This window comes from Streptomyces asoensis (assembly GCF_016860545.1).
Lineage (GTDB): Bacteria > Actinomycetota > Actinomycetes > Streptomycetales > Streptomycetaceae > Streptomyces > Streptomyces asoensis.
The window spans coordinates 2,896,594-2,915,537 of record NZ_BNEB01000005.1; the positions used below are offsets into that span (position 1 = coordinate 2,896,594).

At 72.1% G+C, this 18,944-nt stretch carries 18 protein-coding genes and 2 tRNA genes; 11 read left to right on the top strand and 9 right to left on the bottom strand.

All coding sequences use genetic code 11. The features are described 5' to 3' along the window. Positions 1–10: 10 nt before the first annotated feature. Positions 11–1,021 (top strand): ribosome small subunit-dependent GTPase A, encoded by a 1,011-nt coding sequence (gene rsgA, locus Saso_RS35300; protein ID WP_189919934.1) that lies wholly within the window; start codon positions 11–13, stop codon positions 1,019–1,021. 110 nt (positions 1,022–1,131) lie between these two features. Further along, entirely contained in the window at positions 1,132–1,455 is a 324-nt protein-coding gene (locus Saso_RS35305) for a DMT family transporter (RefSeq protein ID WP_062642293.1), read from the top strand. 45 nt (positions 1,456–1,500) lie between these two features. Here Saso_RS35305 and Saso_RS35310 read toward each other — a convergent pair whose 3' ends face one another. Continuing rightward, on the bottom strand, positions 1,501–2,127 hold the full coding sequence (locus tag Saso_RS35310; protein WP_189919936.1) for a TetR/AcrR family transcriptional regulator: 627 nt from the start codon (positions 2,125–2,127) through the stop codon (positions 1,501–1,503). Positions 2,128–2,291: 164 nt separating this feature from the next. Between Saso_RS35310 and hisN the strand changes: the two genes are divergently transcribed. From hisN to Saso_RS35340, 6 genes are all read left to right on the top strand, one after another. After that, the gene (hisN, locus tag Saso_RS35315) at positions 2,292–3,092 is read left to right on the top strand and encodes a histidinol-phosphatase (protein ID WP_189919939.1); all 801 of its coding nucleotides are present in this window, start codon (positions 2,292–2,294) and stop codon (positions 3,090–3,092) included. A 198-nt stretch (positions 3,093–3,290) separates the two neighbouring features. Next, a complete protein-coding gene (locus Saso_RS35320; RefSeq protein WP_189919941.1) occupies positions 3,291–3,683 on the top strand; it encodes a CBS domain-containing protein in 393 nt (130 codons plus the stop codon). A gap of 230 nt (positions 3,684–3,913) precedes the next feature. After that, a complete protein-coding gene (locus tag Saso_RS35325; protein WP_189919943.1) occupies positions 3,914–4,330 on the top strand; it encodes a Fur family transcriptional regulator in 417 nt (138 codons plus the stop codon). Between the two features lie 84 nt (positions 4,331–4,414). Further along, positions 4,415–5,182, top strand: a complete 768-nt coding sequence (locus Saso_RS35330; RefSeq protein WP_189919945.1) for an ABC transporter ATP-binding protein — start codon at positions 4,415–4,417, stop codon at positions 5,180–5,182. Then, positions 5,179–6,090 carry an ABC transporter permease gene (locus Saso_RS35335; RefSeq protein ID WP_229901173.1) on the top strand — a complete coding sequence of 304 codons (912 nt, stop codon included), beginning with the start codon at positions 5,179–5,181 and terminating at the stop codon, positions 6,088–6,090. Before Saso_RS35330 ends, Saso_RS35335 begins: the two co-directional genes overlap by 4 nt. Continuing rightward, on the top strand, positions 6,087–7,271 hold the full coding sequence (locus Saso_RS35340; RefSeq protein ID WP_189919947.1) for an ABC transporter substrate-binding protein: 1,185 nt from the start codon (positions 6,087–6,089) through the stop codon (positions 7,269–7,271). Before Saso_RS35335 ends, Saso_RS35340 begins: the two co-directional genes overlap by 4 nt. Before the next feature lie 127 nt (positions 7,272–7,398). On the opposite strand, the gene Saso_RS35345 is transcribed toward Saso_RS35340, so the two are convergent. From Saso_RS35345 to Saso_RS35360, 4 genes are all read right to left on the bottom strand, one after another. After that, positions 7,399–7,472: transfer RNA gene (locus Saso_RS35345), tRNA-Met, on the bottom strand. A gap of 160 nt (positions 7,473–7,632) precedes the next feature. Continuing rightward, positions 7,633–9,525, bottom strand: coding sequence for a tetratricopeptide repeat protein (locus tag Saso_RS35350; RefSeq protein ID WP_189919949.1), 1,893 nt, complete (start codon positions 9,523–9,525; stop codon positions 7,633–7,635). A gap of 206 nt (positions 9,526–9,731) precedes the next feature. Next, a tRNA-Met gene (locus Saso_RS35355) sits at positions 9,732–9,805 on the bottom strand. A gap of 40 nt (positions 9,806–9,845) precedes the next feature. Next, complete coding sequence (locus Saso_RS35360; RefSeq protein WP_229901195.1) at positions 9,846–12,830, bottom strand: UPF0182 family membrane protein; 2,985 nt, start codon at positions 12,828–12,830, stop codon at positions 9,846–9,848. Positions 12,831–12,994: 164 nt separating this feature from the next. Here Saso_RS35360 and Saso_RS35365 point away from each other — a divergent pair, with 164 nt between their 5' ends. After that, the gene (locus tag Saso_RS35365; protein WP_234482783.1) at positions 12,995–13,537 is read left to right on the top strand and encodes a PPA1309 family protein; all 543 of its coding nucleotides are present in this window, start codon (positions 12,995–12,997) and stop codon (positions 13,535–13,537) included. A 9-nt stretch (positions 13,538–13,546) separates the two neighbouring features. On the opposite strand, the gene Saso_RS35370 is transcribed toward Saso_RS35365, so the two are convergent. The 4 genes from Saso_RS35370 to Saso_RS35385 all read right to left on the bottom strand — a co-directional run bounded on the left by Saso_RS35370 (position 13,547) and on the right by Saso_RS35385 (position 16,730). Further along, entirely contained in the window at positions 13,547–14,638 is a 1,092-nt protein-coding gene (locus Saso_RS35370; protein ID WP_189919954.1) for a YlbL family protein, read from the bottom strand. 54 nt (positions 14,639–14,692) lie between these two features. Beyond that, positions 14,693–14,857, bottom strand: a complete 165-nt coding sequence (locus tag Saso_RS35375) for a hypothetical protein (RefSeq protein ID WP_189919955.1) — start codon at positions 14,855–14,857, stop codon at positions 14,693–14,695. A gap of 137 nt (positions 14,858–14,994) precedes the next feature. After that, positions 14,995–15,456, bottom strand: a complete 462-nt coding sequence (locus tag Saso_RS35380; protein WP_189919956.1) for a molybdenum cofactor biosynthesis protein MoaE — start codon at positions 15,454–15,456, stop codon at positions 14,995–14,997. A 164-nt stretch (positions 15,457–15,620) separates the two neighbouring features. Then, positions 15,621–16,730, bottom strand: coding sequence for an SDR family oxidoreductase (locus Saso_RS35385; protein ID WP_189919957.1), 1,110 nt, complete (start codon positions 16,728–16,730; stop codon positions 15,621–15,623). A 192-nt stretch (positions 16,731–16,922) separates the two neighbouring features. Here Saso_RS35385 and Saso_RS35390 point away from each other — a divergent pair, with 192 nt between their 5' ends. Beyond that, positions 16,923–18,377 (top strand): zinc-dependent metalloprotease, encoded by a 1,455-nt coding sequence (locus Saso_RS35390; protein WP_189919958.1) that lies wholly within the window; start codon positions 16,923–16,925, stop codon positions 18,375–18,377. After that, the gene (locus tag Saso_RS35395) at positions 18,374–18,889 is read left to right on the top strand and encodes an NUDIX hydrolase (protein ID WP_189919959.1); all 516 of its coding nucleotides are present in this window, start codon (positions 18,374–18,376) and stop codon (positions 18,887–18,889) included. The genes Saso_RS35390 and Saso_RS35395 overlap by 4 nt, the downstream gene beginning before the upstream one ends. Positions 18,890–18,944: the final 55 nt, after the last annotated feature.

Sequence of the window (18,944 nt, forward strand, 5' to 3'; positions counted from 1 at the left end):
GACTTCCGCCATGCGCCGCTACGGCAAGCACACCGACGAGGACGACATCCGCAGCCGTCCGAACCGCAAGGGCACCCGGCCCCGTACGCACATCAGGCCCAAGCACGAGGACGCCGCCGACGGCATGGTCCTCACCGTCGACCGGGGCCGGCTGACCTGTCTCGTCGACGACCGGGTCGTCCTCGCGATGAAGGCCCGCGAACTGGGCCGCAAGGCCGCGGTCGTCGGCGACCGGGTGTCCCTGGTCGGTGACCTGTCGGGCAAGAAGGACACCCTCGCCCGCATCGTCCGGATCGGGGAGCGCTCCTCGGTGCTGCGCCGCACCGCGGACGACGACGACCCGTTCGAGCGGGTGGTCGTCGCCAACGCCGACCAGCTCGCCGTCGTCACCGCGCTGGCCGACCCTGAGCCCCGCCCCCGTCTGATCGACCGCTGCCTGGTCGCGGCCTACGACGGCGGGCTGACCCCCCTGCTGGTGATGACGAAGTCGGACCTGGCCTCGCCCGACAAGCTCCTGGAGCTGTACGGCAACCTCGACATCCCCTACGTCGTCACCAGCCGCGAGGAGCTGGAGAACGGCGGTGCGGCGGACCGGGTGCGCGAGTTCCTGGTCGGGCGGACCACGGCGTTCGTCGGTCATTCCGGCGTAGGGAAGACGACTCTGGTCAACGCGCTGGTCCCGGAGGAACGACGGCGGGTGACAGGCCAGGTCAACGCGGTGACCGGCCGCGGCCGCCACACCACGACCTCGGCGCTCGCCCTGCCCCTGGCGGGCTCGGACGACTGGGTGATCGACACCCCGGGCGTGCGCTCCTTCGGCCTGCACCACGTCGACCCCTCGCGGGTGATCCACGCCTTCCCCGACCTGGAGCCGGGCACCGAGGGCTGTCCGCGCGCGTGCAGCCACGACGAGCCGGACTGCGCGCTGGACGCGTGGGTCGCCGAGGGCCACGCGGACCCGGCGCGGCTGTACTCCCTGCGGCGGCTGCTCGCCACCCGGGAACGCACCGAGGGCGACTGATCCGACGGCTCGTCCAGCGGCTGACCACCGCGTTGTTTGCGTCCGCCCGGGCCCGGTAAGTGCATAATCGCACCGAGCCGGACCGGGCCGGGCGAACGGAGGGACAGCACATGGCGTGGCTGCTGGTCGTCGTGGCCGGATTGCTCGAGACCGGTTTCGCCGTCTGCCTCAAGCTGTCGCACGGCTTCACCAGGCTCTGGCCCACCATCGCCTTCTGCGCCTTCGCCCTGGGGAGCTTCGGTCTGCTGACCCTCTCCCTGAAGAAGCTCGACGTGGGCCCCGCCTACGCGGTGTGGACGGGCATCGGTGCGGCGGGCACCGCGATCTACGGCATGGTCTTCCTCGGCGACCTGGTGTCGACCCTGAAGCTCGTCTCGATCAGCCTGGTGATCATAGGAGTCATCGGCCTTCAGCTCTCGGGCTCGGCCCACTGACCCGACGGGCACGCGCGGCTCACCGACCCGGCGGGCCTGCCCGGTTCACCGACCGGGCCGGTCGCCCGGCTGCCGTTGCAGGGCGCCCCGCACCAGCTCGGCGACGCCGTCCTCACCCGGCGGCGGGGCCGCCACGCAGGACAGCGCGAGCCGCACGGCCAGCTCGCAGGAGCGGGCCAGGTCGGCGGCGTCGGCCCGTACGGCACCGGGTCCGGAGAGCACCGCCACGGCCCGGTCACGGACGGCGCCGACCAGGTCGCCCGGCGAGGGCAGCGGCCCGTCCGCCCGCCGCTGGGCCGGCACGGCGGAGGAGGACGGCACGGCGGAGAGCGTCGGCGCGGGCAGCCGCTCGCTCCAGAAACCGGTGAGGACGGCCCTGAGCAGGGCGTTCTCCCGGGCGGCGGAGGCGGTCCACTCGGCGGTGGCGGTGAGCCTGTCCCGGACGTCGCCGTGCACGGCGAGCGCCCGTTCGACCCCGGCGAGGTAGGCGTCGGCCTCGCGTCTGACGAGGGCCCGCGCCAGGCCCTCCTTGCTGCCGAACTCGTTGTACAGCGTCTGCCGGGACACCCCGGCCGCCGCGGCGACGTCCACCATGCGCACCGCGGCCCAAGGCCGCCGGGCGAGCGCCTCGAAGGCGGCGTCCAGTAGGGATTCCCGCGCTGCAGGCATCATCGCCTCCCGGGGCGAGCGGCTCTGGGCCCAGGTTTGACGCGCGCGGCCGCACTGTCAAGGGTCACGGGACGACCGCCGCCCCGGGACCCGCGCCGGTGCGCCCGCGCGTCCACCCCGCGGTCCGCTGTGGCCCGTCCTCGTCTCCGGCGGATACGGTTCGTCCCATGCCGGACTACCACGACGACCTCCGACTCGCGCACGTCCTCGCGGACGCCGCCGACGCCGTGACCATGGACCGTTTCAAGGCCCTCGACCTCAAGGTCGAGACCAAACCGGACATGACACCGGTGAGCGAGGCCGACAAGGCCGCCGAGGAACTGATCCGCGGCCAGCTCCAGCGGGCCCGTCCGCGGGACGCGATCCTGGGCGAGGAGTACGGCGTCCAGGGCACCGGCCCGCGCCGCTGGGTGATCGACCCGATCGACGGCACGAAGAACTACGTGCGGGGCGTCCCGGTCTGGGCCACCCTGATCTCGCTGATGGAGGCGGGCGAGGGGGGCTTCCAGCCGGTGGTGGGTGTCGTCTCCGCCCCGGCGCTCGGCCGTCGCTGGTGGGCCGCGAAGGGCCACGGCGCCTTCACCGGCCGCAGCCTGACCTCCGCGAGCCGGCTGCGCGTCTCGCGCGTCTCGGAGCTCTCGGACGCCTCCTTCGCGTACTCCTCGCTGACCGGCTGGGAGGAGCGCGGACACCTGGACGGCTTCCTCGACCTCACCCGCGAGGTCTGGCGCACGCGCGCGTACGGCGACTTCTGGCCGTACATGATGGTCGCCGAGGGCTCGGTCGACCTGTGCGCCGAACCGGAGCTCTCCCTCTGGGACATGGCCGCCACGGCGATCGTGGTGACGGAGGCCGGCGGCACGTTCACGGGCCTCGACGGGCGGCCCGGCCCGCACAGCGGCAACGCCGCCGCGTCGAACGGGCTGTTGCACGAGGAACTGCTGGGTTACCTGAACGAGCGGCACTGAACCGCGCCGGACGGCGGTGAACCTCCACGAGCGGCGCTGAAAAGGCCGCCGGTCCCTCACAGATGAGCGCGTGCGCCCTCAATTGGCCGCGCGCGCCCTCTTGTTGACCCCCGCTTTACCTGCCACGCTGACAGCACCCCCACTTGTGAACTTGTGAATCCATGAACAACCATGGGTTCTTAGGAGGTGGCTCCAGCCATGCTCGTCCGCGACGCCATGAGCACGGTGGTCCTCACCATCGGCCCCGCCCACACACTCCGTCAGGCCGCCGCCCTGATGGCCGCCCGCCGCGTCGGCGCGGCCGTCGTCTGGGACCCGGACGCCGGCGGCATCGGCATCCTCACCGAGCGGGACATCCTCATCTCGGTGGGCCTGGGACAGGACCCGGACACCGAACGCACCCACGCCCACACCACCAACGACGTCGTCTTCGCCACCCCGGCCTGGACCCTGGAGGAGGCAGCTCGGGCCATGGCCCACGGCGGCTTCCGGCACCTGGTCGTCCTCGACCGCGACGAGCCGGCCGGCATCGTCTCGGTCCGCGACATCATCCGCTGCTGGGTACCGGCCCGCCGGCAGGTACCGGCCTGACCGCACCGGACACACGGACGGGCCGGGCGCCTCCGGGACGCCCGGCCCGTCCGCCACGGCAGGCGGTCCAGTGCCGACGGCCGCGCGGTGCCCCCACCGACGCGGCCGCCGGCCGCCTGCCACGGTCCGTGAACTCAACCTGATCCTACAATGGACATCATCCAAGTCGATGCGCCATCTAAAATCACACTCGTTCGGGACCTGGTCCGATCGACTGCTAGGCTGATGCCATGAGCGACCTTCTGGAGCGACTGCGCGGACGCGGCTGGCGCATGACCGCGCAGCGGCGCGTCGTGGCCGAGGTGCTCGACGGCGAGCACGTCCACCTGACCGCCGACGAGGTGCACGCCAGGGCCGTCGTCCGGCTGCCCGAGATCTCCCGGGCGACCGTCTACAACACGCTCGGCGAACTGGTCTCCCTCGGCGAGGTCCTCGAGGTCGCCACCGACCGGCGGGCCAAGCGGTACGACCCGAACGCGCACCGCCCGCACCACCACCTGGTGTGCGCGCGCTGCGGCGCGATCAAGGACGTCCACCCCGGCGGCGATCCGCTGGCCGACCTCCCCGACTCGGAACGCTTCGGCTTCGCGGTCTCGGACGTCGAGGTGACGTACCGCGGGATCTGCCCGAGCTGCGCGGCCGCCTGACACCCCTCGCCCTGCCCCCCCGGAGCCACTTCCGTGGCGCACACGGGTTCCCGTATCTGACGGTCCGTCATATCGTCGTCGGCTGTGGGAGTTCCGCATCCGAAACTCAGCGCACACGACCTGACCCGGACCTTCGGCCGGGGCCCCGGCGCCGTCGACGCCCTCGGCCCCGTCGAACTGAGCATCCCGACCGGCGAGTTCGCCTGTGTCGTCGGCCCTTCGGGCTGCGGCAAGTCCACCCTGCTGCGCATCGCGGCGGGCCTGCTGCGCCCCAGCACGGGAACCCTCGAGATCCGCACCGCAAGCCCCCGCCCGGCCGCCATGATCTTCCAGGACTACGGCATCTACGACTGGAAGACGGTCCGCGCCAACGTCCGCTTCGGCCTGGACGTCCAGCGCGTCCCGCGCCGCACGGCGGACGCCCGCGTCGACGACTGGCTCGCCCGCACGGGCCTCGGGGACTTCGCCGACGCCTACCCGGCGACCCTCTCGGGCGGCATGCGCCAGCGCGTGGCCATCGCCCGCGCGCTGGCCGTCGAACCCGAGGTGCTGCTCATGGACGAGCCCTTCGCGGCCCTCGACGCGCAGCTGCGCACGATCCTCCAGGACGAGCTCCTGGAACTCACCCAGGCCACCCGCACGACCACCCTGTTCATCACGCACAGCCTGGAAGAGGCGATCGTCCTCGGTGACCGGGTCCTCGTGATGTCCGCCCGGCCCGGCAGGATCATCGCCGAGCACCGGCCGCCCTTCCCCCGTCCGCGCACGGGGGACATCCGCGCGACGCCCCAGTTCACGGCCCTGCGGGGCGAGCTGTGGGACCTGCTGCGAAGGGAGGCGGTGCCGACATGAGCGTCCCGCTCGAACGCCCGGCCACCGGCCCGGATCACGGCCGGCCGGATCACCACGGGCCGGATCACCACGGGCCGGTGCTGGTCCGCCGGCCCGGTCCGCAGGAGCTGCGCCCCGGCCGCACGCACCGCCGCCGCCGGGCCCTGGAGCTGTCCCTGGCGGTCGCGGTCCCGCTGCTGCTGGTCCTGCTGTGGCAGCTGGCGGCGGTCCGCGGCTGGATCGACGACCGCGTCTACCCGGCCCCGTCCACGGTCCTCGCCGACGGCTGGGACCGCGCGGCGGCCGGCGAGCTGTGGCCGGACGTGCGGGCCACACTGAAGCGCGTCCTGGGCGGCTACGCGCTCGGGACCGCGGCGGGCTACGCGCTGGGCCTGCTGATGGGATCCCTGGCGCTGGTCCGGGCGGCCCTGGAGCCTCTCCTGGACGCCCTGTACGTGGTCCCGAAACTGGCCCTGCTGCCGGTCTTCCTGAACATGTTCGGCCTGGGCGAGGGCCCGCAGGTGGCGCTGGTCGCGACGACGGTCTTCTTCTTCGTGTGGATCTCGACGATGGCGGCGGTGCTCGCCGTCCCCTCCGGCCACCGCGACGCGGGGCGCGTCTTCGGCGCCTCCCCGTGGCAGATGTTCCGCCACGTCCTGCTCCCGGCCTCGCTGCCCGCCGTCCTCGTCGGCGCGCGGATCGCCGCGGGTGTGGCGGTCCTCGTCATCGTCGCCTCGGAGCAGATCGCCGCGGGGAACGGCCTGGGGCACCTGATCTTCGACTCGCGCGCGCTGTTCCGCAACGACGTGATGTTCGTGGGGATCGTCTGTGTGGCGGTGATCGGAGTGGTCTTCTCCGAGCTGGTGCGCATCGTGGGACGGCTGCTCACGCCGTGGGCGCCGCGGGACCGGGGCCGGGGGCAGTCATGACGGGACGTACGCGGTGGTCCTTCGGGTGCGGACCGGCCGCACCGGTCGCCCTGGCCGTGGCCGCCGCTCTGCTGACGGCGACGGCGTGCTCCTCGCCCCACGCGGGCGACGGCGGTGACGGCCGGGCGCGGTCCGAGGGCGCGACCCGGGCGATCCGTCCGGTGGAGGGCTGCGGCACCGGCGCCTGGACGGACCCGGCGGACCTCTCCGCCGACCGGGCCCCCGCCCGCTGCCGGCCGGGCGCCCCACCCGCCGCCCCCCTCGCCGAGCACCGCCGGCTGACCATCGCGACCGGCACGCTGAGCGCGGAGTACGTGGCGCCCCTGGTGGTCGCCCTCGACAAGGGCGAGTTCGCGCGCGAGGGCCTCGACGTCACGCTCAAGGTGCTGCCCACGCCGGAGGCCCTGCCCCTGCTGGCCAAGGGGGACGTCGACGCCCTGTGGGCGGCGCCGGAGGCGGCCGTGATGAACGGCGTCAGGGGCGGCTTCGACATCCGCTGGGTCGCGGGCAACTTCTCGCCCGGCCCCGGCTCCAAGAGCGGCCTGTGGGCGCGTCTGAAGGACGGTGAGAGCGCGGCGGACGTCACCCTGTCCGGGCGGCGCCTCGGCACGATGATCGGCAAGGGGTCGGTGATCGCGTACCCCATGGAGAAGGCGCTGGAGCGGTACGGCGGCGACCTGTCCCGCATCCAGTACCAGCAGCTCGGCTCCGCGGACGTCCTCACGGCCCTGGAGAACGGCGGCGTCGACTCGGCCTGGCTGCTCGACCCGGTCTGGCGCAGGGTCGACGACAAGCCGGGCTACGCGTTCCTGGGCGGCCAGCCGGCCGGCGAGCCCTTGGGCGGTCTGCTGTACGGCCCGAGCCTGCTGTCCGAGGACACGGACGCCGGGGTGGCCCTGCTGCGCGCCTACATCCGCACCGTGAACACGTACTTCGCCTCGGACTACAAGGCGGACGCGGCTTTCGTGACCTACCTGGCGAAGCTGCTGAAGACCGACGCCGCGATCCTGAGGTCGACGCCGTTGCTCCGGATGGACTGGGAGATCCGCTCGGGCACGACCGACCGCCTCCAGGCCGCCTACGAGGCCCAGGGCGCCGTCCCCGGATCCTCGCCCCCGCTCCCCGAGCCGAGAACGGTGGACCGGCGCCTGTACGAGGAGGCGGTGGGCCACCACCCCTGAGGACTTGAGCGGACTGGACGGCCAGGACGGCGGCCAGGCGAGCCAGGGCGGCCTTCAAGGCTCTTGCCCGGGACGACGAAACGACCGAGGGCCGGAACCCTTTCGGATTCCGGCCCTCGGCCTTCAGTAGCGGGGACAGGATTTGAACCTGCGACCTCTGGGTTATGAGCCCAGCGAGCTACCGAGCTGCTCCACCCCGCGCCGTTGAATGCAACGTTACGTGAAGGGGAAGGGCAAAGGCAAATCCATTGTCCGCCGCCCGTCGACGCAGGTCAGAGCACATCACCCCGCCCCCGCCCGACCCCGGAGCCGTCGGGCGATCACCATGGGGACGCACCGGGCGGACACCGGTCGGGCACTCTCAGGCGGAGAGCTCCTCGTGCAGCGCGTCGCGCAGGCGGGCCGCCCGCTCGGCCACCTCCGCAGGCCCGAGCGACACCGCCCGGTCCGCCCACCGCTGGCCTTCCGCCAGCTCACCGCGACGCGCGTAGACCAGGGCGAGCCGCAACGCCGCCCGCCCGTGCCCCGCGTCGGCGGCACGGGTCCACCACACGGCCGCCTCGGGCTCGCTGCCCTCCCGGGCGAGCAGCAGTCCGAGGTTGAAGGCGCCGTTGCGGGACCCGGCCTCGGCGGCCGTGCGGTACCACCGCGCCGCCTCGACCACGTCACCCCGCGCGGCGGCCAGCATCCCGACCCTGACCTGGGCACGCCGGTGCCCCTGGGTCGCCGCCCGCTCGTACCACTCCTCGCACTCGGTCTTCTCGTGCACGATCTCCCCGAGCTCGTGCGCGGGCTGCTGCGGCCGCCGGGCGTCCAGCACCGCGGCCAGCCGGTAGGCCGCCTCCGCGCTGCCTCCTCCGGCGGCGCACCGCAGATGCCGTTCCGCCTCCTGCTCGTCCCCGTCGCGCAGCCGCGCGATGGCGACCTGGAGCGCCGCCTCGGTGTGTCCGGCGGCCGCCGCCCGCTCGTACCAGCGCAGCGCGACGCCCTCCTCGCCTCGCCCCGCGAACAGGATCCCGAGGTTGAACGCGGCGTCGACGCTGCCCGCCTCCGCCGCCTTGGAGAACCAGGGCTCGGCCCCGGCCGTGTCCCCGCCCTGGAGGAGCAGGACGGCGAGCGCGTTGGCCGCCTCCCGGTGCCCGGCGTAGGCGGCACGCCGGTACCAGTGCTCGGCCTGCGCGGTGCGGCCCTGTTCGGCACAGAGCAGGGCGAGGTTGTAGGCGCCGTTGTCGTCGCCGGCGTCCATGGCCGCCCGGTACCACCGCTCGGCGGTCTGGGTCTGTCCCCGCTCGGCGTGCAGCGCGCCCAGTGCGTTCGCCGCGTTGCCGTCGCCCTCCTGCGCGGCCCGCAGCCACCACACGGCCGCGCTCTCGGTGTCGCCGGCGTCGCGCAGCAGGAAGCCGAGTGCGCAGGCGGCCCGCGCCTCGCCGTCCTTGGCGGACGTCAGGTACCAGCGTCCGGCCTCCTTCAGTTCGCCGCGGCCCTCCAGGATCGTCCCGAGGTGCAGGGCGGCCCGGCGGTGGCCGCGTGCGGCGGCCTGGCGGTACCACTGTTCGGCCTCCGCCCGCGCCAGGACACCGTTGTCGTGGGCGCACGCGTCCGCTTCGCCGTCCCCGCGGGCGCGCCCGCGCTCCGCGCACTGCGCGCCGTGCCGGCACTCCTTGTGGTCGAGGGCGCGGGCCAGCCGGTACGCCGCTTCCCGGTGCCCGCGCTCCGCGGCGGCCCGCATCCACTGCTCGGCCGCGGCGTCCCCGCGGTGCTCCAGCAGGTCGGCGAGGGCGTAGGCGCCCAGCGCGTGCCCCTGCTCGGCGGACTGGCGCAGCCAGTACTCGGCGGCCGGCTCGTCGCCGCACTCGCGGCGGTGGCGGCCCAGGGCGTGCGCGGCCGCGGCGGAGCCGGCGACGGCGGCGACCCGCCACCACCCGGCGGCCTCGTCGGGGTATCCGCGCTGGTGGAGCAGGACGCCCAGGTTGTTGGCGGCGGCCCGGTCGCCCTGCGCGGTCGCGGCACGCAGGTAGGGCTCGGCTCCGTCGAGGTCACCGCGGCGCAGCAACATGGCCCCGAGGACACTCACGGCCTCGACGTCGCCGGCTTCCGCCGCGAGCCGCAGGCCCATCTCCTCGACGGCCTCCCCCGTCTCGACGGCCTCCGCCGTTTCGCCCCGGCTCTCGCCCGGGGTCGTCGCTTCCTCACCGGAAGGCTGCACAAACCGCCCTGTCTCGAACAGAGTTGCCTTGTCCCCCATAACGTCCATCGTCGCACCACCCGCAACCCGGGTACACCTGGTATACCGCGGCCCGTAAGGTCACTTCAGCGTTTTGTCGACATGCCCACAGAGAGACAAGTGAAACACAGATAGCCCAACTCCCCTCGGCGGCGCGGCCGTCGAACCCCCCGGCACATGCGTTCGCACACCACGAAGGCCCGGATCCGTTAAAGGATCCGGGCCTTCGTCTTCAGTAGCGGGGACAGGATTTGAACCTGCGACCTCTGGGTTATGAGCCCAGCGAGCTACCGAGCTGCTCCACCCCGCGTCGTGTTCCACAACCGTACCACGACGCGGGGCGGGCATGATCAGCCGCTGCTGGGACTCGGGCTGGGGCTCGCGCCGCCGGCGGCGCCCGACGAACCGCCGCCGGAGCCACCGCTCGGACTCGCCGAAGCGCTCGGGCTCGGGCTGCTCGACGCCTTGGCCCCCTTGTCGGCCGTCGCCTGCGCGTCCTCGGCCCGCTTCAGCGCGGCCTCGAGGTCCTTCTGCGCCTTGGCGTACGCGTCCCAGTCGGGCTTCTTCAGGGCCTCCTGGCCGGCGGTGAAGGCCTTCTGCGCATCGGCCAGCGCCTCACGGACCGTCGGGTTGGACGACGTCGGCGGCGGGGTCGTGCCCCCGCCCTCGTCCGTCGGTGGCGGGGTCGTGCCCTCCGCGCCGAAGACCTTGTTGAGGGCCTCGTCCAGGGTGTCCTCGAAGGCGGTGTTCCCGCCGTAGGTCACCAACACCTTCTTCAGCAGCGGGTACTTGAGGCCACCGCCGCGCACATAGACCGGCTCCACGTACAGCAGACCGCCGTCGAGGGGCACCGTCAGCAGGTTGCCGTACTCGATGTCGGAGTCGCCGCCCTTCAGGAGTCTGATGGACTCGGCGATGTCCTGTTCGGAGTTGAACTGGCTCTGCACCTGTTTGGGGCCGTCGACGGTCGTGCTGGTCGGCAGCTTCAGGACTCTGATCTTGCCGTAGTCCGGAGTGCCGGCCTCGGAGTCGACCGCCATGAACGCGCTGAGGTTGTCACGGCCGTTGGGCGTGAACGTCGTCGTCAGCGAGAACGCCTGCGCCTTCTGGTCGGGCATCTTCATGCTCAGGTAGTACGGCGGCACCGCGTCGCCCGACTTGTTGGACGGGTCGTCCGGCACCTGCCACACCTCGCTGCCGCTGAGGAACGTCGTCGCGTCCTTCACGTGGTAGCGGGTGAGCAGCTCGCGCTGCACCTTGAACAGGTCCTGCGGGTACCGCAGATGGGCCATCAGCGCGTCCGAGATGGACGACTTGGACTTCACCGTGCCGGGGAACGCCTTCATCCAGGTCTTGAGGACCGGGTCCTCGGTGTCCCACTGGTAGAGCTTGACCTGGCCGGTGTACGCGTCGACGGTGGCCTTCACCGAGTTGCGGATGTAGTTGACCTGGTTCTGCTGGGCCACCACCGCGCGGTTGTCGTTCGTCGCGGTCAGCGAGTCCGCCGTGGTGTCCCCGAGAGTCGTACGGGACGCGTACGGGTAGCCGTTCGTCGTCGTGTACGCGTCGACGATCCACTGGATCTTGCCGTCGACCACCGCCGGGTAGGCGTCGCCGTCGATGGTGAGCCACGGGGCGACCGCCTCGACGCGCTCCTTGGGCGTGCGGTTGTACAGGATCCGCGACCCCTCGCCGATGGCGCCGGAGTACAGGATCTGCGGCTCGCCGAACGCCACCGCGTAAGCGGCCCGGTTGACCGGGTTGGAGAGGTTGACCCCGCTGCCGCCCTTGTAACTGGTGGTCTTCTCCCCCGCGTCGTCGGAGTAGTCGATCTCCTTCTGGGGACCGCCGACGATCGAGTACGTGGTGGTCTTCTCGCCGTAGTAGACCCGCTGCTGGTACGTGCCCAGGTCGCCCTCGGAGGGCAGGTTGGACTCCGTGAACAGCGGACGGCCCTCGGCGTCGGCGGTGGTGCCCTTGGCGGCGACCACGCCGTAGCCGTGGGTGTAGCGGAAGTGGTTGTTGATCCAGTTCTGCTTGTCCACGCCCGCGAGGTTCAGCTCGCGCAGACCGATGACGGTGTCCTGGTCGGACCCGTTCACGTTGTAGCGGTCCACGTCCAGGTTGGTCGGGAACGCGTAGTACTTCCGCATCTGCTGGAGCTGCTGGTACGTCGGGGAGACGATGTTCGGGTCCAGGACGCGGATGCTCGCCGTGGCGTCGACGTCGTCGCGCAGCGTCGTCTTGTCCTTGGTGGTACTCGTGCCCGAGTACTCCTTGACCTGCGCTCCGTCGATGCCGTACGCCTCACGGGTCGCCTTGAGGTTCTTCTCGACGTACGGGGCTTCCTTGGCCTGCTCGTTCGGCTGGACCTGGAACTTCTGGACGATCGCCGGGTACAGCCCGCCGATGAGGATCGCCGAGAGCACCATCAGGCCGAAGCCGATCACCGGCAGCTGCCAGGTGCGCCGCCACAGCGTGGCGAAGAAGAGCAGGGCGCAGATGACGGCGATGCAGAACAGGATCGTCTTGGCCGGCAGGTAGGCGTTGGCGTCGACGTACCTCAGGCCCGTCCAGTTGTCCGTGGCCTTGAAGTCGCTGGACTTGACCGCCAGACCGTAGCGGTCGAGCCAGTAGGCGACCGCCTTCAGCGTGACGAAGATGCCCAGCAGGACCGACAGGTGTCCGGTGGCCGCGGCGGTGGCGCGCGCGCCCGGGCTGGTGACGCGCAGCCCGCCGTACAGGTAGTGGGTGAGCGCGGCGGCGATCAGCGAGAGGATCGTGGCGGCGAAGCCGAAGCCGAGCAGGAACCGGTACCAGGGCAGGTCGAACGCGAAGAACGACACGTCGAGGTGGAACTGGGGGTCCTTCTGGTGGAAGGGCACCCCGTTGACCCACATCAGCCAGGTCCGCCACTGACCCGCCGCGGAGGCGCCCGCGATCAGGCCGACCAGCGCGGTGATGCCGAGCAGCAGCCATGTCTTGTACGGCGCGATGCCCATGCGGTAGCGGTCGAGGCTCTGCTGCTCCACCGACATCGCGCTGAGCGGCGGCCGCATCCGGTGCGCCAGCCAGATGTTGAACCCGACCGCGAGGGCCATCAGCAGGCCGAACACGAAGAACAGCCCGATCTTGGTCCACAGCGTGGTCGTGAAGACCGACGAGTAATTCACCGAGCGGTACCAGAGCCAGTCCGTCCAGAAGCCCGCGAACATGGTGAACGCCATGCCGAGAACGGCAAGGACGCCCAGCGTCATGAGCAGGGTCCGGACGCGCCGGGACGGGCGGCCCACTCTGATCCGCGGCCCCGTGGGGCCTCCGCCGCGGTCCGGCATCTGGAAAGCCAAGGTGCGCACCTCGAAAGTCGCGATTGATCCGTCAGGTCCGCGTGTTCGTGGACCGTTCGTGGCCCCCCGTGATCGTGGGCCCACACCTATGCAACTTACTCACCGTTTACTCGGTTCCCGATTCCACCCCTGAACGAGGCAGGATTGTGACCATGTCCAACACTCCCATGGCGGCGAGCCCGCTCACCCGGGCCGTACTCGAGATCGACGAGTACGCCTCCGGCCTCGGCTGGGACCAGCCCGCCCGCCTTTTCGCCCTCGTAGACACCGCTCGGCTGCGCACGCAGGAACCGTCGCTCGCCGCCCAGCTCGGCCTTCAGGACGCGCCCGAGACCACCGGTCTCACCCCGATCGAGCAGGACGAAGTGCCAACGGACAAGCCGCTCGACGAGTTCCTGGCCACGATCGCCTGGCCCGACGCCGTGGTCGGGTGCGCCCTCACCGTGGAGCGGCTGATGCTGCCCCCGTCCGCCGAGGCGCAGGTCCCGAAGGGGCTGAGCGGTGCGAAGCTCACGAAGTGGGTGGCGGACCACCCCGACCGCCACGAGGTGCGGATGACGGTCGGCGTCCTGCGCGACGGCACCCGTGACTCGGCGCTGCGGCTGCGCGAGAAGGACGCCCCGACCGAGGTCCTCACCGGCGCGGGGCTGGTGCCCGGTCTGGCCGAGGCGCTGTCGGCTACGTTCGCGGAGTAGCCCGTCCGGTTACTTCGCGCACTTCGGCAGGTCCGCGGTGTCGCCGCCGCGGATGTCCTCGAGGGCGGTGAGGGCGTCGTCGATGGTGTTCACCTTGACGAGCCGGAGCCCGGAGGGGGTGTCCTTGGCGGCCGCCGCGCAGTTCTCCGCGGGCGTCAGGAAGTACTGGGCGCCCTGGCTGCGCGCGCCCACCGTCTTCATCTCGATGCCGCCGATCGGCCCGACCTTGCCGGAGTCGTCGATGGTGCCGGTGCCCGCGACGAACTTGCCGCCGGTCAGGCTGCCCGGGGTGAGCTTGTCGTAGATGCCGAGCGCGAACATCAGACCCGCGCTCGGCCCGCCCACGTCGGCGAGCTTGATGTCGATGGTGAACGGGAACGTGTGGTCGGTCCCGGCCGAGATGCCGACGATGGCGCGCTTGGCGCCGCTGTCGTCGGAGGCTGCGGTCGTGATGGTGACGTCCTGGGTCGCGGTCGCCGTCCTGCGCGCCTTCTCTGCGGCCGCCTGCTCCTTCGCCGGGACGATGCGGAAGACGACCTTGTCGCCCGGCTGGTGCTTGGTCACCAGCTTCGCGACGTCGCCGGGCTCCTTGACCGCGGTGCCGTCCACGGCCTTGATCACGTCACCGGCGTGCAGCCGGCCCTCCGCCGGGGACCCCTTCACCACCGTGGAGACGATCACCCACGACGTCACCGGGATGTCCAGCTCCTTCAGGGCGGCGACCTTGGCGCTCTCCTGGGACTGGCTGAACTCCTCGGCGTTCTCCTGGGTGGACTGCTCCTCGGTCTTGCCGTCCGGGTACAGGGTGTCGTGCGGGACGACCTTGTTGTCGTGGGCGAGCCATCCGTAGACGGCCTCGACGAGGTTCATCCGGTAGTCGGCGCTGGTGACCCGCACCGTGGTCATGTTCAGGTGGCCACTGGTGGCGTAGGTCTTGCGTCCGGAGATCTGGAGCACCGGCTCGCCGCCGTGATCGCCGAGCGTGTTCACCGTCGGCCCGGGAGACATCTCCGCGTACGGCACGGGGATGAGGACGCCCGCGCACAGGAGTGCGATCAGCATCAGGGTGGAGGCGAGCATCGTCGCGGTGCGGCGTGGCATGAGTCGACACTACGGGACGCCCCTGTCGGCGCACCGTCAGGGCTGCCACCCGGGTCACGTACGCGAGTGGGGCTTCTCCATGGCCGCCCGGAAGCGGGCGTATCCGTCCAGCTCGGGACCGTCGCTGCGGGCCTTGCGGGTCCGGTTGGCCCAACTGCCCCACAGGCCGGCACCGATCGCGGCGACCAGCGGAATCAGCAACCAGACGAGCGCGGCCATGCCGACCTCCCAACCCCGATGAGCCCCTGCAACTGACTGATCAGCAGATTAACCATCCGCAGGGACAACGCTCACGGCAGGGGTGGGGTTACGCAACCGGAAGGGTGGTCCGCCGGGCGGCCCGGGAACAGGGCGCTTCAGCACGCGCCCACCCATTCGTCGGTGCCGTCCGAGAACCTCTGGTGCTTCCAGATGGGCACCTCGTGCTTGAGATCGTCGATCAGCTTCCGGCAGGCCTCGAACGCCTCCGCGCGGTGCGGGCACGAGACGGCGACGACGACGGCGAGATCGCCGATGCCGAGGTCGCCGATCCGGTGCACGGCGGCGAGCGCCCGCACCGGGTACTCGGCGGCCACCTTCTCCGCGATGCGCCGCATCTCCGCCTCCGCGCTCGGGTGGCAGGAGTATCCGAGCGCGGCGACGTCGGCGCCCCCGTCGTGGTTGCGCACGGTGCCCACGAAGAGCGCGGTCCCACCCGCCGCGTCGTCCCCGACGGCCTCGAAGACCTCGTCCAGGGAGAGCGCGGTGTCCCGCACGGCGATCAGCTTGATGGGGTCCTGCGCCGCGTGCTCGCCGGGATGCTCGTCGATGGCTGCCATGTCCTCCATCGTGCCGCACCCCGTGCGGCAGGTGAAATAGCGTGATCACCCGACACACGCGCGTACCGCTTCGGAGCGACCTCCAAGGGAGCACACGCCGTACGCCGCCCCGACCGGGAGACCTGCCACGGGGCGGCGCGCGGGGGTCCGTACGGGCCCCGCGCTCAGCGCCGGCGGGCCTTGCGGGCCCGCCGCACGACGGCCGCCGCGCCCAGCAGCGCCACCGTCGCACCCGCCGCGCCCGCGGCGGTCGCGTCCTTGCGCCCGAGGCGCCGGCCGGCGACGGTGTGCCGTCCGGCCACCTCCTCCAGCAGCTCCGCGAGGACCTCCTCGTTGGTCCAGCGCGGGCGCCATCCCGCGTCGTGCAGCCGGCTCCCGCTCACCACCCAGGGGTACATCGTGTAGGCGAGGTCCCCGGCGGGCGACGGCGTCAGGCCGATCCGGTGCAGCCGGGCCGCGGCGCCCAGCGCGACCGCCGAGGGCAGCTCCATGCGCCGGATCCCGCTGAGCTCCTCGACCTCCTCCTGCTCCAGCCAGCCGTCGCAGCCGACGGCCAGCTCGCCCTCGACCTTCTCCAGGACGGCGTACTCCAGGGCGCTCACCAGGTCCTCGGCGTGACAGAACTGCCAGGCCGGCCGCGACCCGGCGACCACCAGCAGCCGCGGCGACTCGAAGTACCGCGTCAGCGCCGTGTCCGTACCGCCGACCAGCATCGCGGGGCGCACGACCGTGACATTGAGCCCCGGATGCGCCCGGGGCGCGCGCCGGGCGAGCCGTTCGATCTCCAGGAGGTCCCCGACACCGGTCCCCTCCGCCGTCGCCTTGAGCTCCGCGTCCTCCGAGAGGGGGAGCTCGTTGTCCTCGAACGCTCCGTAGACCATCGCGGAGGTGCAGAGCACCACGCGGCGTACCCCGGCCGCGGCGGAGGCCGTCAGCACGGTCTGCGTGCCGCGCACGTTGTAGGCCGTCCGGGCGGCGGCGTCACTCCCCAGGTCGAGGTCCAGGGCGAGGTGGACGACGACGTCCACACCGCGCAGCTTGTCGGCGATCGCGGGGTCACGGACGTCGAGGATGTGCCACTGCGCCGCCTCGCACTCGCCCCGCCGCTCGTCGACGGCCACGACCTGCTTGACCTCCTCGGACGCGGCGAGACGCTCGGTGAGCAGGGCGCCGATGCCGGTCGCGGCGCCGGTCACGGCGACGACGGGCCCGCGCGCACCGGCCGGGGCCGAGTGGTTTCGCGCTGCGCGAACCTGCGGATCTGGGGAACTCACCAGGTGTCTCCAGCGGTTGTCTTGGCATACGGGCGCGAGTAGAGCGTACGTACCAGGTGGCATCCATCCTGCCGCAGGCCGGGAGTCGGCGAAGCACCGAGGCCCGATCGAGCCGGGGTGTCTACGCTGGGTGGTGTTGCAGGGCAGCCGCCGCCGGCCGAGAACCGGTGGCCTTACCAGCCGAGGAACCCCGTGAGTGACACCCCATTCGGATTCGGCCTTCCGCCGGAGGAGCCGGAGGACGGCGACGAAGGCAAGAAGAGGGACCAGAGCGGCGGTGGTCAGGGACCGGCCAACCCGTTCGGTTTCGGCGGGCTGCCCGGCGCCGGAGGCTTCGGCGCCCCGGGCGGACCCGGTGCCGACAACCCGCTCGCCGCGATGTTCGGTTCGCTGAACCCCAACGATCTCGGGGCCGCGTTCCAGCAGCTGGGCCAGATGCTCTCCTACGAGGGCGGCCCGGTGAACTGGGACATGGCCAAGCAGATCGCCCGCCAGACGGTCGCCCAGGGCACCGCCGACGGCGTGAAGGACTCCAGCGTCGGTCCCTCCGAGCGCACCGCCGTCCAGGAGGCCGTCCGCCTCGCCGACCTGTGGCTGGACGACGCGACCTCGCTGCCGTCCGGCGCGGGCACCGCCGTGGCGTGGTCGCGCGCGGAGTGGGTCGAGGCGACCCTGCCCGCGTGGAAGGAGCTCGTCGACCCGGTCGCCGAGCGGGTCGGCGCGGCCATGGGCGATGTCCTGCCGGAGGAGATGCAGGCCATGGCCGGCCCGCTGATCGGCATGATGCGCTCGATGGGCGGCGCCATGTTCGGATCGCAGATCGGCCAGGCCGTGGGCGTGCTCGCGGGCGAGGTCGTCGGCTCCACCGACATCGGCCTGCCGCTCGGTCCGGCCGGGCGGGCCGCGCTGCTGCCGGTGAACATCGAGGCGTTCGGCAAGGACCTCGGCGTGCCCCAGGAGGAGGTGCGGCTCTACCTCGCGCTGCGCGAGGCCGCCCACCAGCGCCTGTTCGCCCACGTGCCGTGGCTGCGCTCGCACCTGTTCGGCGCGGTCGAGGGCTACGCGCGGGGCATCAAGGTCGACACGGCCAAGCTGGAGGACGTGGTCGGCCAGTTCGACCCGCAGAACCCCGAGCAGCTCCAGGAAGCGCTCCAGCAGGGCATGTTCCAGCCGGAGGACACCCCGGCGCAGAAGGCCGCCCTGGCCCGTCTGGAGACGGCCCTGGCCCTCGTGGAGGGCTGGGTGGACGCGGTGGTGCACGCGGCCGCGAAACCGCGTCTGTCGTCCGCGGACGCCCTGCGCGAGACGCTGCGGCGCCGTCGCGCCTCGGGCGGTCCGGCGGAGCAGACGTTCGCGACGCTGATCGGTCTGGAGCTGCGTCCGCGCCGTCTGCGGGACGCCTCCCGGCTGTGGGCGTCCCTGACGGACGCGCGGGGCGTCGACGGCCGTGACGGTCTGTGGGCCCACCCGGACATGCTGCCGACGGCCTCCGACCTGGACGACCCGGACGGCTTCGTCCACCGCGAGCAGCTGGACTTCTCCGAGCTGGACAAGATGCTCGGCGAGGCGGCGAGCGGCGCCTCCGGCGGGAAGCCGGACCTGAAGAAGCACGACGACACCGACCCCGAGGGCGACGACACCGAGTGAGTCTGTACGACGACGCGGTCCTCGTCCTGAAGGGGTACGAGGGCCAGGAAGAGCTGCGCCAGGCCTATCTCGACCATCTCGCCGTGCACCCCGACGGCATGTGGAAGGCCTGCCGGGACGGCCATGTCACGGCGAGCGCGCTGGTGGTCGACCCGGAGCGGGGCCGGGTGCTGCTCACCCTGCACAGGAAGCTGAAGATGTGGCTCCAGATGGGAGGCCACTGCGAGCCGGTCGACGGCACGCTGCGGGCCGCGGCGCTGCGCGAGGCGACCGAGGAGTCCGGCATCGGGGGGCTGTCCCTGCTCCCCGGCGGCCCGGTGCGTCTGGACCGGCACCGCACGCCGTGCGCCTGGCACTACGACGTCCAGTACGCGGCGCTGGCGACGGCCGGGGCGGTGGAGGCCATCAGCGACGAGTCCCTCGACCTGCGCTGGTTCGCCTACGACGAGGTCGCGGACGTGGCCGACGGGTCGGTCGTGCGGCTGCTGGAGGCGACCCGGGCGCGGCTGTGAACGGATACGGGTAAGGGGCGACACTCCAGGAGGCCGCCCCTTGCCTTCGCGCCGC

What these genes read in the sequence shown, in the direction of transcription:
- rsgA (WP_189919934.1), top strand. Translation starts at nt 11, where the DNA reads ATGCGCCGCTACGGCAAGCACACCGACGAGGACGACATCCGCAGCCGT.
- Saso_RS35305 (WP_062642293.1), top strand. Translation starts at nt 1,132, where the DNA reads ATGGCGTGGCTGCTGGTCGTCGTGGCCGGATTGCTCGAGACCGGTTTC.
- Saso_RS35310 (WP_189919936.1), bottom strand. Translation starts at nt 2,127, where the DNA reads ATGATGCCTGCAGCGCGGGAATCCCTACTGGACGCCGCCTTCGAGGCG.
- hisN (WP_189919939.1), top strand. Translation starts at nt 2,292, where the DNA reads ATGCCGGACTACCACGACGACCTCCGACTCGCGCACGTCCTCGCGGAC.
- Saso_RS35320 (WP_189919941.1), top strand. Translation starts at nt 3,291, where the DNA reads ATGCTCGTCCGCGACGCCATGAGCACGGTGGTCCTCACCATCGGCCCC.
- Saso_RS35325 (WP_189919943.1), top strand. Translation starts at nt 3,914, where the DNA reads ATGAGCGACCTTCTGGAGCGACTGCGCGGACGCGGCTGGCGCATGACC.
- Saso_RS35335 (WP_229901173.1), top strand. Translation starts at nt 5,179, where the DNA reads ATGAGCGTCCCGCTCGAACGCCCGGCCACCGGCCCGGATCACGGCCGG.
- Saso_RS35340 (WP_189919947.1), top strand. Translation starts at nt 6,087, where the DNA reads ATGACGGGACGTACGCGGTGGTCCTTCGGGTGCGGACCGGCCGCACCG.
- Saso_RS35350 (WP_189919949.1), bottom strand. Translation starts at nt 9,525, where the DNA reads ATGGACGTTATGGGGGACAAGGCAACTCTGTTCGAGACAGGGCGGTTT.
- Saso_RS35360 (WP_229901195.1), bottom strand. Translation starts at nt 12,830, where the DNA reads ATGCCGGACCGCGGCGGAGGCCCCACGGGGCCGCGGATCAGAGTGGGC.
- Saso_RS35365 (WP_234482783.1), top strand. Translation starts at nt 12,995, where the DNA reads ATGTCCAACACTCCCATGGCGGCGAGCCCGCTCACCCGGGCCGTACTC.
- Saso_RS35370 (WP_189919954.1), bottom strand. Translation starts at nt 14,638, where the DNA reads ATGCCACGCCGCACCGCGACGATGCTCGCCTCCACCCTGATGCTGATC.
- Saso_RS35375 (WP_189919955.1), bottom strand. Translation starts at nt 14,857, where the DNA reads ATGGCCGCGCTCGTCTGGTTGCTGATTCCGCTGGTCGCCGCGATCGGT.
- Saso_RS35380 (WP_189919956.1), bottom strand. Translation starts at nt 15,456, where the DNA reads ATGGCAGCCATCGACGAGCATCCCGGCGAGCACGCGGCGCAGGACCCC.